The organism is Sutcliffiella horikoshii (genome assembly GCF_021991925.1).
GTDB classification, from domain to species: domain Bacteria; phylum Bacillota; class Bacilli; order Bacillales; family Bacillaceae_I; genus Sutcliffiella_A; species Sutcliffiella_A horikoshii_F.
Map to the genome: position 1 here is coordinate 945,668 of NZ_RXZI01000001.1, position 13,581 is coordinate 959,248.

Below are 13,581 nucleotides of genomic sequence, written 5' to 3' on the forward strand. Positions count from 1 at the left end.
ATACTGGCTTCATCTTTATAGAAGGCTCTTTTCTCAAAGATTGTTGCTATTCACTAGTAAAAAGTCGGCAATTGGACTTTTTACAGCTTGGATACACTCGATAAGCATGAAATATAATTAGTATTACAGTGAAAAGAGCACGACAATAAGTAGTATTACGGATGATCTAAAAATACGTAATAGCAACAAAGTTTACGAAAATAGCTTTATGAAAGAAGGAATCACTATGATACGTTTTGGGGTTATCGGAACAAATTGGATTACAGAATCTTTCATTGATGCGGCACTAGAGCTGGAAGACTTCCGCTTATCTGCTGTTTTCTCCAGAAAAAAAGAGACAGCAAAAGAATTCGCCAATAAATATGGTGTATCTACTATTTATACCGACTTAGAACAATTTGCCCAGTGCGGTGAAATAGATGCAGTCTATATAGCAAGCCCAAACTCCTTACATGCCAAACAGGCTATAGCTTGCATGAATAAAGGAAAGCACGTCATCTGTGAGAAGCCAATAGCTTCGAATACAAAAGAATTACTTGAAATGAAAGCAGCAGCAGAAAAAAACAATGTGGTCCTTATGGAAGCCATGAAAACAACTCTTTTACCAAATTTTATAGCCGTAAAGGAAAACCTACATAAGATTGGGAAGATCAGACGGTACAGTGCAAGCTATTGTCAATATTCCTCCCGCTATGATAAATACAAAGAAGGCATCGTACTAAATGCTTTCAAGCCTGAATTCTCCAATGGCTCGCTCATGGATATTGGTATATATACCATCTATCCGATGGTGGTATTGTTCGGTAAGCCAGACTCTTTACATGCAAAATCTCATATACTGGAATCAGGTGTTGATGGACAAGGAAGCATTGTATTCCAATATACCGGCATGGATGCCACTGTTTCCTATTCGAAAATAGCAAACTCCTACCTGCCTACTGAAATTCAAGGAGAAGAAGGAACGATTATCCTCGATAAGATCCATACTCCTGAAAAAGTAATCATAAAGTACAAGGATGGATCGGAAGAGGAGATTACTGTCTCACAGAAAGCAAAATCTATGTTTTATGAAGCGGAAGAGTTCATTCGTTTAGTTAAGTCGGGTGAAAAGGGTTCCCCCATTAATTCTCTAAGCAATTCCCTTACCACCATGAAGTTGATAGAGGAAGCCCGCTCTCAAATAGGCTTGGTCTACCCTGCCGACCAATAATATATTTAATAGTTTCCAAAGGAATCGTCTTTTTATAAGGGTGGTTCCTTTTTTTTATCCATACACTCTGTTAAAGGCCGCTGTTGATTTCCGCAATAGGCTTCGCTTTCCGCGGGGCGACCTTGAGCCTCCTCGCAACACTTGGGGGTCTCAAGATTGTCGCTACTCTCCCGCAGGGAGTCTACGCCTCTTGCTCCAATCAACAGCTGGAAACTTGCTCATTATCAACAGGCAACTTTAACAGAGCCTATCCATAAAAAAATGCCTCTATCATTATTTTATAGATTTTCGCCCTTTTTTATGAAATCTAGTAAATTGGTCTTTTATTAGAGGACATATGTCCACTCCCTTCTCTATCAACTACATACAATATGGTAGATAAGAAAAAGGGGGTGTTATAATGGCAGACGGAAATGAGATGAAACGAGATATTTCAAAACTGACACAGGCAACCACCAACATGATGCTTCAAAATGTTTTAAAGAAACACAATGTCAAACTAAGTGGGAAGAATTTCTCGAAAGAACAAAAAGCGCAATTAAAAAAATTGGTTTCAGACATCCAAGACTCCTTTGGTAAATTGGAAAAACTTCAAAAAGAAGAAAAATAAAAAAACAAAAATAAAAATTAAATTAAATGGGGGATTTAAATTATGAGTAAAGATTGGTTATTCGGTGGAAGAAGCTGTGGTTTCGACCATGGTTGTGGAGATAATAGAGGCTGGAATGCACTTGATGCAGGATGCAGACATCCGTTTGACAATGATGGTGTAGCTCAAGAAGCTGCCCAAGTAAACAAAATGGTCCAAAAATCCTATGAGCAAATTATCATTAAAGACTCTTGTGATATTGAAGTAACAACTACTGACACAAAGATTGCGGTTTCACTGCAAGCTGCTATCCAAGCTGCTATAGCTCTAGTAATCAGTGTAAGCATTGCTGACAGCAACAAAGCGGAGCAAGTAATCCAAGAATTGCTTCAAAGCTCCAAATCTGTACAAGTAAATAGTCAACAAACGTATATCCAGAACTCTCGTGGTGTACGCGTAACAACTACTGACACAGATCTAGTATTGAACATCCAACTACTTCTTCAACTATTGATTGCCCTAGTTGTAGCTGTAGACATCTTATAATAATAGAAAAGTCTTGTCGCTTTATATGACGTTAAAAAGGATGAAACTTAAGCCGGGAACGGCCGCCTTCCGTTCCCGCAATAGCATAATATGTTTCGCCTCCTAGTATGACCCGTCTCACACCACCACACCTACAACTAGTTCGTCGAAGAAGAAGACCTAAAAAGGTCTTCTTTTTCATCGTTTTGAATCTAGTTATTTGCCTAGTTTTACATAAAATACGCGCAAAACATAGACTCTCTCATAAGATACTGTATCCCGGAAACTTAACGAAAAGATAAAGGAGTTCACTTATGAGAGAGAATAATAAAGGCCTGCTGCCACACCCTAAAATTTTTTATCAAACTACGGTAAGTACATCCAATCAGCAGGAGTATCGAAAAAATTATTTAAAGGAAATTTTGAAGCGACAGGAAGAAACGAATGATCAATTTACTACGACTGTCACAGATCTAAACAAAAACCTTCAGCAAGGATTGACCGACCAAGAAAACAACTATGAGCATATACTCGGCAAGCTAAATGTTCATGATACTTTCCATCAAAAGATAACGGAAAGTTTGACCGTTCACCAAGGGTACTTCCAGCAAATAACGGATAAATTGAATACACAAGATATCAATCAACAGCATTTTCATGATCAGTTAAAAGTCCAAACAAGCATAAGTGATGAACTACATGAAAGCATTAGGTCAACGAAAGCCTCCAATATGCAAATAAATAAGAGATTAGATAGTCTTGAATTATTAGTCGAAGAAGAAATGCATTTAAGCCAGGCAACCCTCGACCAATTAGCTTTCCAGGAGGACTTGACAAGAGGCATTCATAATAAGCTTGAAAAGTATGAAGAACTCTATGAAGATATTCAGACTCGATTATCAGAACAAGAACACATTTATCTTGAAATCAACGAAAAGCTCCAAATCCAAGAGATGTTCCACAAGTCTGTAATGGACCGACTAGACAGTCAAGACGCCGTCTCACAAAAAATGTCTGTTCAGATGGAAATGTTAAAACAAACACTGGTAGAAAAATTGGAAGCAGCCATCCTTTCCATTGATAGTAAATATAAACAAACACTTCAATACTTAGCCGGTATGATTGGCTTAAAGGAGAGAATTATCCAAAAGCCAACAAGTGAAATAGTAAATAAAGAGCAAAACAAAGTGGAAGTAAAACAGGAGTAGCATCAAAACTGCTCCTGTTTTTAATTTGATTTTTCTGAAGATTCATAATAATATTTAATTAGTTCATACTTTTTATTGGAGGTTAGATAATGGCAGAACTAGTACATAAAACAATAGGAGAACTAATGGACGATACTGTCTCACAATACCCACATAAAGAAGCTGTCGTATATCCTGAAACAGGTCTCCGCTACACCTATAAGGAATTTCAAGAAGCCTGCAACAAGGTTGCTAAAGGGTTTATGAGTTTAGGTATAAAAAAGGGCGATCATATCGCGGTATGGGCTTCCAATAAACCAGAATGGCTTGTTGCCCAATATGCCAGTGCTAAAATAGGCGCGGTCCTTGTGACGGTAAATACAAGCTATCAATCCAAGGAATTGGAATACCTGTTAAGACAATCAGATTCTACCACACTTTTATTAATGGATGAATTTAAAGGTGTCAGCTATTTGGACATGCTTAAGGAACTTTGTCCTGAGCTCCAAAAAAGTGCTCCAGGCGAACTGAATGCCAAAAAACTACCAAAATTGAAGAATGTCATCTATATGGGAGACCAAAAACATCCAGGTATGTTCATATGGAATGATTTACTGGATAAATCGCTCCTTGTTTCCGATCAAGCATTAGAGGAACGTCAAAAAAGTACCCATTATGATGAAGTCATCAACATGCAATACACTTCTGGAACTACCGGTTTTCCAAAAGGAGTCATGCTAACACATTCCAACATTATCAATAATGCAATTAATGTCGCAGAGTGCCAGCGACTTACCTATGAAGATAGGATATGCATTCCTGTTCCATTCTTTCATTGCTTTGGTTGTGTCATGGGGACGTTGGCCGCAGTGGCTACTGGAGCAACCATGGTGCCACTTATCCTGTTCGACCCATTAGAAGTACTAAAAGCGGTAGAATCGGAAAAATGTACGGCTTTGTATGGGGTCCCTACCATGTTCATCGCTGAATTGAACCATCAGGACTTTTCTAACTACAACCTTTCAAGTTTAAGAACAGGTATTATGGCAGGATCTCCTTGCCCAACAGAAATCATGAAAAAAGTAGTACATGATATGGGCGCAAAAGAGATAACGATTGCATACGGGCAGACAGAGTCGTCACCTGTGATTACCCAGACTCGCCCATATGATAGTATAGAAAGACGTGTTTCCACAGTTGGAAGCGCTTTAGAGAATGTGGAAGTGAAGATTGTAGATCCAACTTCAGGAGAAGAAGTTCCAAATGGTGTCCAAGGCGAGCTCTGTACACGGGGGTATCTTGTTATGAAGGGATACTATAAAATGGAGGACCAAACTCGTGAAACCATCGATACGGAGGGCTGGCTCCATACCGGTGATCTTGCGACAATGGATGAAGAAGGATATGTAGTCATCACAGGTCGATTGAAGGATATGATTATTCGTGGCGGTGAAAATATATATCCCCGTGAAATAGAAGAATTCCTTTACACCCACCCTAAAGTATTTGACGTCCAAATTGTTGGGGTCCCGGATGAAAGGTTTGGAGAACAGGTGGCCGCTTTCATAAAAGTTAAACCAGGGGAAGTGTTGGGCAGCCAAGAAGTGAAGGATTATTGTACTGGGAAAATATCTAAATATAAGATTCCTTACTATGTAGAGATTGTTGACGACTATCCGATGACCGCTTCAGGAAAAATACAAAAATTTAAACTAAAGGAACATGCGGTCAAGACCTTGGTAAATCAATAAATTGTTAAGGGAAGAGGCTCAGTGCCTCTTCCCTTTTACTATTCCTCCAATAACACTCACTGCTTTTTCAATATCTTTTCTATTAACATCATAATGAGTGGTAAGGCGCACTAGTGTTGGCCCAAACGTCACTCCCAATACACCCTCTACTTTTAACGCTTCCACAAATTCAGTGGCATTCATCTTCAATCCCGAAATATCGAGTACGACGATATTGGTATCAACAGAATTGACCACTTCCAATCCTCCATAGTTGATAAGGCTCTCTGCTAAAAATCTGGCATTCACATGATCCTCCACTAGTCTTTCTCTCATCTTTGTTAGAGCAATCAATGCGGGAGCAGCAATGATTCCAACCTGCCTTAATCCACCACCAAGCCTTTTTCTCCACTTCCTTGCTTTGTTGATAAATTCCTCTGATCCGGCAATGATGGATCCCACGGGTGCCCCTAGTCCCTTAGAAAGGCATATTTGAACGGTATCGCAATGCTGGGTAAAATCTTTGATGGAACAATCTGCACTTGCCGCGGCATTGAAAAGACGTGCTCCGTCCACATGGACAGGAACGGAATATCGTTGTGCCACCTCATATATCTCCTTCATATTAGAAGAGGGTACCACTGCTCCACCTGCACGATTATGAGTATTTTCTATACAAATAAGTCCCGTTTCTGGAAAATGCTGATCTTCCCCACGAATTGCAGCCTCGATATGTAAAGGATTCATCACCCCATTAACTCCTTGTATCGTTCTCGTCTGAACCCCTGCCAAAGCTGCAACTGCACCAGATTCATAATAAAAAATATGAGACTCGGCTTCTAGCAATATCTCATTTCCAGGACGGCAATGTGTCAGGACCGCTATCTGATTCCCTTGCGTACCACTCGTCACAAATAATGCAGCTTCTTTACCAAGGATCTCAGCGGCTTTTTCCTCTAATAGGTTTACTGTCGGATCCTCTCCATATACATCATCCCCGACTTGCGCTTCATATGCAGCTTTTCTCATCTCTTCAGTTGGCTTTGTTATGGTGTCACTTCTTAGGTCAATCATTTTCCATGTCCCCTTCCCTTTTTTTATTATAGTTTACCAGATTGCGATTTATTTCGCATTCCGTAAAATAATCTGACACCTTTTCCGGTTCCCATGCTATTATTATTTAATCAGTTACTATAAAGGAGCACCTATCATGCAGGCACAAAAAATGAGAATAGATACAGCGAAACCTGAAAGCACTACCGTTTATCCCATCCTATATATTATCGGACTAGTACACTTGCTAAATGATGCCCTACAATCTGTTGTTCCAGCATTGTTCCCGGTTCTGCAAAGTTCCATGGGGCTTACCTTCACACAGCTTGGTTTAATTGCATTTGCACTGAATGCGACTTCTTCCCTGATTCAACCTGTAGTTGGGATTTATACGGATAAGAAGCCTTCACCCTATGCATTACCGATTGGGCTAACCTTATCCTTGTTTGGAATTATCGGGCTGGCTCTTGCACAAAATTTCTGGCTCATAATCGTGTCAGTATTATTCATTGGACTTGGATCAGCCGCTTTTCATCCAGAAGGCTCTCGTGTGGCCTATATGGCTGCTGGCAATCGGAGAGGACTCGCCCAGTCCATCTACCAGGTTGGGGGGAATTCAGGTCAGGCCCTTGCACCATTAATGGCGGCATATATCCTTTTACCATTGGGTCAAAAAGGTGTGCTTTGGTTCACGATAGTCGCAGCAGCAGGAGTCATCCTACTTTTATACATCGCAGCATGGTATAAGCAACAGGTTTTGGAAAAGGCAAAGCCTGTTAAGAAGAAAATAGAAATGAAAGTAAAGGCAAAAAAAGACACCAATGAAAATAAGCGTATCATTCTATTCTCTATATCCTTATTGATATTCCTTGTGTTTGCTCGCTCCTGGTTTCATGCAGGAATGACAAACTTCTATGCTTTTTACGTGATACAAAACTATGGACTTCCGATAGCAGATTCACAAATTTATATTTTTGTGTTTTTGGGTGCAGGTGCGATCGGCACGTTTTTCGGAGGTCCATTGGCTGACCGCTTTGGAAAAAGATTGGTCATTTCTCTTTCCATGCTCGGTTCTGCACCACTTGCCCTGCTCCTTCCATTTGTCGGTCCCACCTTTGCTTATGTATTGATTGCCATAATTGGTTTTATCATTCTCTCTAGCTTCTCGGTGACCGTCGTTTATGCTCAGGAGCTTGTTCCTGGGAGAATTGGATTGGTTTCCGGTCTCATTGTAGGACTTGCCTTCGGAATGGGGGCAGTGGGATCTGTTGCTCTTGGCGTTCTGGCAGATTGGATCGGGTTGACGAATACTATCCTTTTCACAGTCTGTCTTCCATTAATCGGACTATTGACCTTCTTTCTGCCAACAGATCAAAAAGTTAGGGAAATGCATGACTAACGAGAAGAAAGGGTTCCTGTTGACCCTTTCTTTTCTTTTGCCTATACTTGTTTAAGTGTTAGGCTCTCTAAAAACATATTGTTGATTTTTGCAGCAACCTAGCTGTTGATTGGAGCAATAGGCGAAGACTCCAGCGGTGTAAAACAGAGCCAAGTGTTAAAAGATACCTAGTGAAAATGGTGATAATGATGGATTTTGATATAAAATCATTGGCCTTTTACTTGATTGAAGTGGAAGGTAGCGGAGATAGTGCCAAAAAGCATTATAAACCGATGGCAGTTTTAGATGAGGATACATATGAAGAGAGCGCTTTGAAACCTTTCCTAGATGGAGAATTGATGAAAATAACGAAAAGAAAGGTAGATCGACATCCTAAAAATGAGCAAGTCCCAACTAAGATTGGAAGATTCATGGTGGAGCCTGGATATGACTTGGGTTCCAATCCAAACTATAATCAATTCAATCGAATAAGAAATGCGAACACACTCGAATTATTTTCCCAGGCGGCCGAAGAAATAGCAACCACCTATACGGATACAACTGCCGTAAGAGGCGGGGTTCTAATTGTTGCAAAGGCTAAATTGAATAAATACTTTGATGAACCTTTTGTATTCATATTGAAATGTGACTTTGAACAGAAGGTAGCGTCCATAACGGATGAAAGAACCCTTATCCATAATGTTCAGATGGCCATTACCACCAAGAATATGAAGTCCATCCAATATCCCTTCATGGTGGAGGATGGGATGGTAGAAGAAAGCGAATTGAAGATCCATCAATCCTCCCACTCTCGTTATTTTGAGGATTTTCTAAAATATGTGGAATATGGGGAGTCGATGCCTGAAATCATCAAAAATCAGGTGATGGGGATGGTGCATCAGGAGATTTCTGAAACATACAAGGAAGAAAGTGAAGAAAAAGAGAAAATGGAACAAGCAATGGAGGCATGGGCAACTTCACCGAAACGTGAACTGCAAGAAAGATGGTCGGATGAACAGGTAATGGAGGCCTCTTCAAGCATCATTGAGCAGACACCGGACATCGAACTTAAATTCAAGCTGGATCACATTTCTGTAAAAAGCTTACTTGCGGATTTTGGGGAGAATGTCCATATCGCCAAAATTAATGACCGGTATGTCGTCCTTCTAGAAGGCGACTTTCTCCAATTCGAGAAAAATGTGTCTCCTGTCGAGATGCTCAAACCAAGTGAACTGACCATGATACTGGAAAGGATGAATAAAAAATACAGCAACTGACCTGTTCGTGAATAATTGTCACCGTAAATGAAAAGATAAGAACAAATACCTTTTAGGGGTGACCACCAATGGATTGGATGTCCATTATCCGTTATGCATGTTCATTAACAGGAATAGTCTGCCTTGGATTCACGTATAAGCATATGTTGAAAAGTGCACGTGCCAAAGGAAAATCGATGAGTAAAGATTAAATGTAAAAAAGGCCAGGGAACTATAATAAAGTTTCCTGGCCCTTCTTCTTATTTATTTGGTTTTGGTTTCAAATAACTCTATCCATTCGCCGTCCGGACCCGAAAAGAAAATGTATCTCGCTCCATTTGGCAATGTGGTAATTTCCTTTTCTAAGAAGGTAACATCTAGTAGTTTTAGTCGCTCATATTCCTTTTCTACATCATCCACTGTCAACGCGATATGATGAACTTTGCCTTCAGCAGGCAGATGATCGTTATAGCCTTGAATGAGTTCCAATTCCGTTTCATCACTTTCATTAAATCCCAAAAAAGCTAGTTTAATGACCCCATTAGGGTGATCAAGCTGACCCTTTAATGAAAAGCCCAATATATTTTTATAAAAAGTTATGGAAGTTTCTATATCCTGTACCATAATCCCAACATGCTCCAAACGTTTGATTGCCATTCTCTGCTCTCTCCCCAAATTTATTAATTATTTGTACGTAGCCTTCTGATGTTTTCCACTAAGAAATTCACATACTCCTCATCTTTAACTAGCCAGGCAGCATAACTTCTCTTAACGAACGTTTCTGCTTCCTGAAAGGATGAGAAGGTTTTCTCCATAAGCTTTTCCTTATTCTCGACTTGCCAGGTACCTTCTTCCTTCGGTAAAAGAAACAGAGTTCCTTTTTCCTTGGAGTCATAAAGTACGCCATTCGGAGATTCTTTTACATTGAAGACGTTCTTAGGGGCATCCTGCTTCAGAGGTTCCAGAGGGAATGCCTCTGAAACAAAGAGTTTATAAGCCTGCTCGTTTAAATTACAACCTGAGGCTTTGGCATGGCCTCCCCCATCGAACTTCGCAGCCACTTGAGAGACATCCACATCATCATGGATGGTTCTCAAACTGATCCGCTTGCTGCCCATATTGATCATGGCAATATAGTCAAGATGTGGGTTTTCTTTCCCTAAGGCATTCCCAATTTCTGAAAGGAACGACTCTGCATGGATGATTCCGACCCAGTTGTCACCTACAGGCTTTTGAACGATTTCTCGTCTTTTCTTCCGTAAGTATCTCTCCAGCTTCTGTTCTTCCATATCAAGAATTTGCGTTTCAAAATCATCAAAATCAAATCTGTCTGCCTTTGTAAGTTTCTGGAGCATCCGCTCTTCAAAATCATCAATGGAGATCATATATAGTAAATCATTCAGCCTTTTGGCTTTGGTATTATTATTACGATCCCATTCCCATGTATCATACTGACGGATCAATTCCACCACTTCCTCGAGTGCTTCTCTTTTAGTGATGAGCTCCTTTTCTAAGAGGTACTCATAAAATAAGGAAGTGGCGCTCGTTAGTCTTCCGTCCTCATATTCCACAGTTACAGCAGCCCAACTATATTCGTTTAAGTGGATGGCAGTTTTATGGTGATCGATAAATTGAACCTTTCCTCCTAGCTCTTTGACAAAGTGATCCAGTTTTTTGGCATTATCCTCGTTCACAGAAAGGTCAGTTATGTATATTTGATGTTGGGGAGTTGCTTCTTCCATAAAGTCAGCCACCTGATAATTCAGGCTTCCGACAGAATTATAATGGACCTTCACTTTTTCTTTAAAAGCCAGCTTGGCCAAGATACCACAGCCGACCCCATCCAAATCATTGTGAGTAAATAAATGAATCAAAAATAGTCCCCCTTATCAGTTTGGTCCAGCTAAGCGGGTGAGACACAGTTGCTTGTCCACTTATGCTGTTACTTTGTATATTCTTCTCCCCAATATTCCTTAATATGAGCATCTCTTCCGGATTCTTGACGTTCTTGTTTATATTTTTCAGGGTTTTTCTCATAGAACTTCTGGTGGTACTCTTCCGCTTCATAAAATGTTGTTGCCGGTTTTATTTCTGTTACAATCGGCTTCTGGAAACGTCCACTTGATTGAAGCTCATCTTTTGTCTTCTCAGCAAGTTCTTTCTGAAGGTCATTATGGTAAAAAATCGCGGTACGATACTGGCTACCTCTGTCAAAAAACTGCCCTCCGTCATCTGTTGGGTCTATTTGCGGCCAATATAATTCCAATAATTTTCCATAAGGAAATAACTTAGGGTCAAATTCTATTTGGACCGCTTCATAGTGTCCAGTGTTGCCTTTTTTTATTTCCTCATATGTAGGATTAGTGATTTCTCCCCCGGTATATCCGGATACAACTTTTTCAATTCCAGGCATCTCATCAAATGGCTTGACCATGCACCAGAAACATCCACCAGCAAAGGTAGCTAATTCTGTTTTACTATTTTTCATTATGCAACACCTCTCACGCTTACTTATTACCATGCTTGATGGAATTTTACACTATACATCTAGTAGATACAATAACATTGTTTATGGAATAATGAATTTTACAGAACAAGATTATTATATATTCATTATTAACGAAATAATAAAACATTTTCATGATGGCGTTTACAATCATTTACACTTCTATAAGAGTATTGTACGATAATTCTTTGTGAATAAATGAACGATAGGAGTCTGATTAGAGAATGATAGAACAGTTTTCAAATATGGAGTTATTGAATCAATTTTGGTTGATACTCTTTTTCCTCATCCCCATGGTTTTAATTTCTAGAATGGTGGTAGCGGGAACACGTTTTTCCCCTATATTAATCATCGTCATTCTTGGTCTGGGAATGGGATATTTACTAGTCTTTACTGGTGTTGCCACTCCTGGATTGGTTGAGTTCCCATTTGTTGACCTGATGGCCAGAACCACCATCATTGCATTAACCGTTTCTTTCTTTGTAGGAGGCCAGGAACTTAGAAAAATTCTTGGAAACAAAGATTTGGCAGTAGAAGATACGGTAGTAGTTTCCGATGAAGAAACGTTTCTTGGAACTACGAGGACACAATTCTTTTATATCGTTCGCGCCTTTTTCCTTTTATTCGGACTTGAAGGGATAACCCGTTTCATCCTATCAGATGGTACCGGTATGTTTGACAATAGTTATCCATTGATAGCTTACATCGGGATCATTGGTTCTATTCTTTTCATAGATAATAAAGCAAAAATTACGAACAAGCATCAATATATGAAAAAAGGTCTTTTGGAAATGATTGCGATCATTATCCTATTAGTCATTTCGTATCAAATTGCAATGGCAGTAAAATCCGTTATTGCATTGCCTCAAATATTCTTTGCCATGATGATCGCAGCCGCTTTAGGGGCCATCTTCTACAATTGGAGTTTCGGCCCAACCATTAGAGCGCTCCTTGTTGCAGGTATACCGGTTGTTTTGGCAGCAAACTTCATGATCGGGGGCTCCCGTATAGGAGATGCATTTGAAATTGAAGGGATGAATGCCGTACTTGCTTACGGATTCTTTGGTCAACTTTTCTGGATGTTTGGTGGAATAGCCTTGATTATGTTCTTTGCAAGGACAGCAAATGCTCGCAATCTTGCTCCTGGTATGGCAGGTTCCCTTTCTCATTCCGGTTTGACTGGTGCATGTACTGCGGGAGATTTTGGGAAGACTGCTGCACAGCGTGCTCCCATCATGATTAACATACCATTTTTTGGACATATTTTTGTTTTCTCTGTTCTTGCAATCAGTGCGGAGCGTGGAAGCCTATGGGTGTTCCCTTCTTTACTAATCGTTGCAGTGGGAGTTGGATTGACTATTCTTGCCTTAATCAATCTTAGAAAATCCAACGGGGAAGATAAAAAAGAAGTGAAGGCATTGATGCAATTTTCTTTCGGTTGGCAGATGTGTGCGGTATTCGGTGGTTTGGCATTATTGAGCCTAAGCACCATGCCGATTGATTATGCAGCTATGGCGCAGTCGTCTGCGATCTCACACTTTGGATTATTTGCTGCGATCCAAGGGGATATGTTCGGATCTGAAGCCGCTGCTTTAATACCTTTCATTTTCTCCATGCCATTTTTAGTCCATCCACTTGTTTTCTTCATGTTTGGAAAAGCGATGGAAAATAACGGAGAAATGCCGATCAAACCAGTCTATACGTTGGCTCTGATTGGAGTAATCGGAGTTGCGTACGCCATATTCTTTGTTTAAAGTTTGGTGAACTAAACTTAAAGAGGCGCACCGGTATATATACCGGTGCGCCTCTTTACTATTGCATCTTTTTATTGTAATAATCCACCGAATACTGTGCGCCTTCACTTACCATTTTATTGTCCTGGATATCTTCTGGATCAGGATTTCCTGCCTTTTCTATCGGAAGATCTGTTTTTCTGAATTTGAGTGGGATGACTTTGTTTTTTATACGCTTGGAATATTGGACAACTTTCTCCCTATAAGGCTTATATGCAAGCAACCCTGCACTTGTGAGACTCGCTGCCCCTGCTATTAATAACGGTTTTTTTAGTTGACGTGTATTCATAATGAAACGCCTCCTGGTTGTTGATTTTATTTATAGGTTTGATATTCCCTGCTTAGAATTTATTA

At 40.0% G+C, this 13,581-nt stretch carries 14 protein-coding genes; 9 read left to right on the plus strand and 5 right to left on the minus strand.

Annotation, left to right across the window (positions count from 1 at the left end):
* Positions 1–226 precede the first annotated feature (226 nt).
* The 5 genes from EKQ44_RS04630 to EKQ44_RS04650 all read left to right on the plus strand — a co-directional run bounded on the left by EKQ44_RS04630 (position 227) and on the right by EKQ44_RS04650 (position 5,262).
* Positions 227–1,210, plus strand: a complete 984-nt coding sequence (locus tag EKQ44_RS04630; RefSeq protein WP_237662372.1) for a Gfo/Idh/MocA family protein — start codon at positions 227–229, stop codon at positions 1,208–1,210.
* A gap of 400 nt (positions 1,211–1,610) precedes the next feature.
* Positions 1,611–1,820 carry a hypothetical protein gene (locus tag EKQ44_RS04635; protein WP_237662373.1) on the plus strand — a complete coding sequence of 70 codons (210 nt, stop codon included), beginning with the start codon at positions 1,611–1,613 and terminating at the stop codon, positions 1,818–1,820.
* Positions 1,821–1,862: 42 nt separating this feature from the next.
* Positions 1,863–2,345 (plus strand): spore coat protein, encoded by a 483-nt coding sequence (locus tag EKQ44_RS04640; protein ID WP_237662374.1) that lies wholly within the window; start codon positions 1,863–1,865, stop codon positions 2,343–2,345.
* 293 nt (positions 2,346–2,638) lie between these two features.
* Positions 2,639–3,532 carry a hypothetical protein gene (locus EKQ44_RS04645; RefSeq protein WP_237662375.1) on the plus strand — a complete coding sequence of 298 codons (894 nt, stop codon included), beginning with the start codon at positions 2,639–2,641 and terminating at the stop codon, positions 3,530–3,532.
* Between the two features lie 89 nt (positions 3,533–3,621).
* Positions 3,622–5,262 carry an AMP-binding protein gene (locus EKQ44_RS04650; protein ID WP_237662376.1) on the plus strand — a complete coding sequence of 547 codons (1,641 nt, stop codon included), beginning with the start codon at positions 3,622–3,624 and terminating at the stop codon, positions 5,260–5,262.
* Positions 5,263–5,280: 18 nt separating this feature from the next.
* On the opposite strand, the gene ltaE is transcribed toward EKQ44_RS04650, so the two are convergent.
* A complete protein-coding gene (ltaE, locus tag EKQ44_RS04655) occupies positions 5,281–6,315 on the minus strand; it encodes a low-specificity L-threonine aldolase (protein ID WP_237662377.1) in 1,035 nt (344 codons plus the stop codon).
* A gap of 136 nt (positions 6,316–6,451) precedes the next feature.
* On the opposite strand from ltaE, the gene EKQ44_RS04660 reads away from it, so the two are divergent.
* The 3 genes from EKQ44_RS04660 to EKQ44_RS21390 all read left to right on the plus strand — a co-directional run bounded on the left by EKQ44_RS04660 (position 6,452) and on the right by EKQ44_RS21390 (position 9,140).
* On the plus strand, positions 6,452–7,693 hold the full coding sequence (locus EKQ44_RS04660) for an MFS transporter (RefSeq protein ID WP_237662378.1): 1,242 nt from the start codon (positions 6,452–6,454) through the stop codon (positions 7,691–7,693).
* Positions 7,694–7,881: 188 nt separating this feature from the next.
* Complete coding sequence (locus tag EKQ44_RS04665) at positions 7,882–8,949, plus strand: DUF3900 domain-containing protein (protein ID WP_237662565.1); 1,068 nt, start codon at positions 7,882–7,884, stop codon at positions 8,947–8,949.
* Positions 8,950–9,017: 68 nt separating this feature from the next.
* The gene (locus tag EKQ44_RS21390) at positions 9,018–9,140 is read left to right on the plus strand and encodes a hypothetical protein (protein WP_269151529.1); all 123 of its coding nucleotides are present in this window, start codon (positions 9,018–9,020) and stop codon (positions 9,138–9,140) included.
* A 52-nt stretch (positions 9,141–9,192) separates the two neighbouring features.
* On the opposite strand, the gene EKQ44_RS04670 is transcribed toward EKQ44_RS21390, so the two are convergent.
* The 3 genes from EKQ44_RS04670 to msrA form a co-directional block, all read right to left on the minus strand.
* The gene (locus tag EKQ44_RS04670; RefSeq protein ID WP_237662379.1) at positions 9,193–9,585 is read right to left on the minus strand and encodes a VOC family protein; all 393 of its coding nucleotides are present in this window, start codon (positions 9,583–9,585) and stop codon (positions 9,193–9,195) included.
* A 23-nt stretch (positions 9,586–9,608) separates the two neighbouring features.
* Positions 9,609–10,802 carry a DHH family phosphoesterase gene (locus EKQ44_RS04675; protein ID WP_237662380.1) on the minus strand — a complete coding sequence of 398 codons (1,194 nt, stop codon included), beginning with the start codon at positions 10,800–10,802 and terminating at the stop codon, positions 9,609–9,611.
* A 68-nt stretch (positions 10,803–10,870) separates the two neighbouring features.
* Positions 10,871–11,416 carry a peptide-methionine (S)-S-oxide reductase MsrA gene (gene msrA, locus EKQ44_RS04680; RefSeq protein ID WP_237662381.1) on the minus strand — a complete coding sequence of 182 codons (546 nt, stop codon included), beginning with the start codon at positions 11,414–11,416 and terminating at the stop codon, positions 10,871–10,873.
* 242 nt (positions 11,417–11,658) lie between these two features.
* Between msrA and EKQ44_RS04685 the strand changes: the two genes are divergently transcribed.
* Positions 11,659–13,188: a hypothetical protein gene (locus tag EKQ44_RS04685; RefSeq protein WP_237662382.1), complete on the plus strand. Its 1,530-nt coding sequence runs from the start codon at positions 11,659–11,661 to the stop codon at positions 13,186–13,188.
* A 58-nt stretch (positions 13,189–13,246) separates the two neighbouring features.
* On the opposite strand, the gene EKQ44_RS04690 is transcribed toward EKQ44_RS04685, so the two are convergent.
* Positions 13,247–13,516, minus strand: a complete 270-nt coding sequence (locus EKQ44_RS04690; protein WP_237662383.1) for a hypothetical protein — start codon at positions 13,514–13,516, stop codon at positions 13,247–13,249.
* Between the last annotated feature and the right edge of the window lie 65 nt (positions 13,517–13,581).

Excerpts from the sequence above, each read along its gene's own strand:
- EKQ44_RS04670 (WP_237662379.1), bottom strand. The coding sequence starts at position 9,585 with ATGGCAATCAAACGTTTGGAGCATGTTGGGATTATGGTACAGGATATA.
- EKQ44_RS04685 (WP_237662382.1), top strand. The coding sequence starts at position 11,659 with ATGATAGAACAGTTTTCAAATATGGAGTTATTGAATCAATTTTGGTTG.
- EKQ44_RS04650 (WP_237662376.1), top strand. The coding sequence starts at position 3,622 with ATGGCAGAACTAGTACATAAAACAATAGGAGAACTAATGGACGATACT.
- EKQ44_RS04690 (WP_237662383.1), bottom strand. The coding sequence starts at position 13,516 with ATGAATACACGTCAACTAAAAAAACCGTTATTAATAGCAGGGGCAGCG.
- EKQ44_RS21390 (WP_269151529.1), top strand. The coding sequence starts at position 9,018 with ATGGATTGGATGTCCATTATCCGTTATGCATGTTCATTAACAGGAATA.
- EKQ44_RS04645 (WP_237662375.1), top strand. The coding sequence starts at position 2,639 with ATGAGAGAGAATAATAAAGGCCTGCTGCCACACCCTAAAATTTTTTAT.
- msrA (WP_237662381.1), bottom strand. The coding sequence starts at position 11,416 with ATGAAAAATAGTAAAACAGAATTAGCTACCTTTGCTGGTGGATGTTTC.
- EKQ44_RS04665 (WP_237662565.1), top strand. The coding sequence starts at position 7,882 with ATGGATTTTGATATAAAATCATTGGCCTTTTACTTGATTGAAGTGGAA.
- EKQ44_RS04640 (WP_237662374.1), top strand. The coding sequence starts at position 1,863 with ATGAGTAAAGATTGGTTATTCGGTGGAAGAAGCTGTGGTTTCGACCAT.
- EKQ44_RS04630 (WP_237662372.1), top strand. The coding sequence starts at position 227 with ATGATACGTTTTGGGGTTATCGGAACAAATTGGATTACAGAATCTTTC.
- EKQ44_RS04660 (WP_237662378.1), top strand. The coding sequence starts at position 6,452 with ATGCAGGCACAAAAAATGAGAATAGATACAGCGAAACCTGAAAGCACT.
- ltaE (WP_237662377.1), bottom strand. The coding sequence starts at position 6,315 with ATGATTGACCTAAGAAGTGACACCATAACAAAGCCAACTGAAGAGATG.
- EKQ44_RS04635 (WP_237662373.1), top strand. The coding sequence starts at position 1,611 with ATGGCAGACGGAAATGAGATGAAACGAGATATTTCAAAACTGACACAG.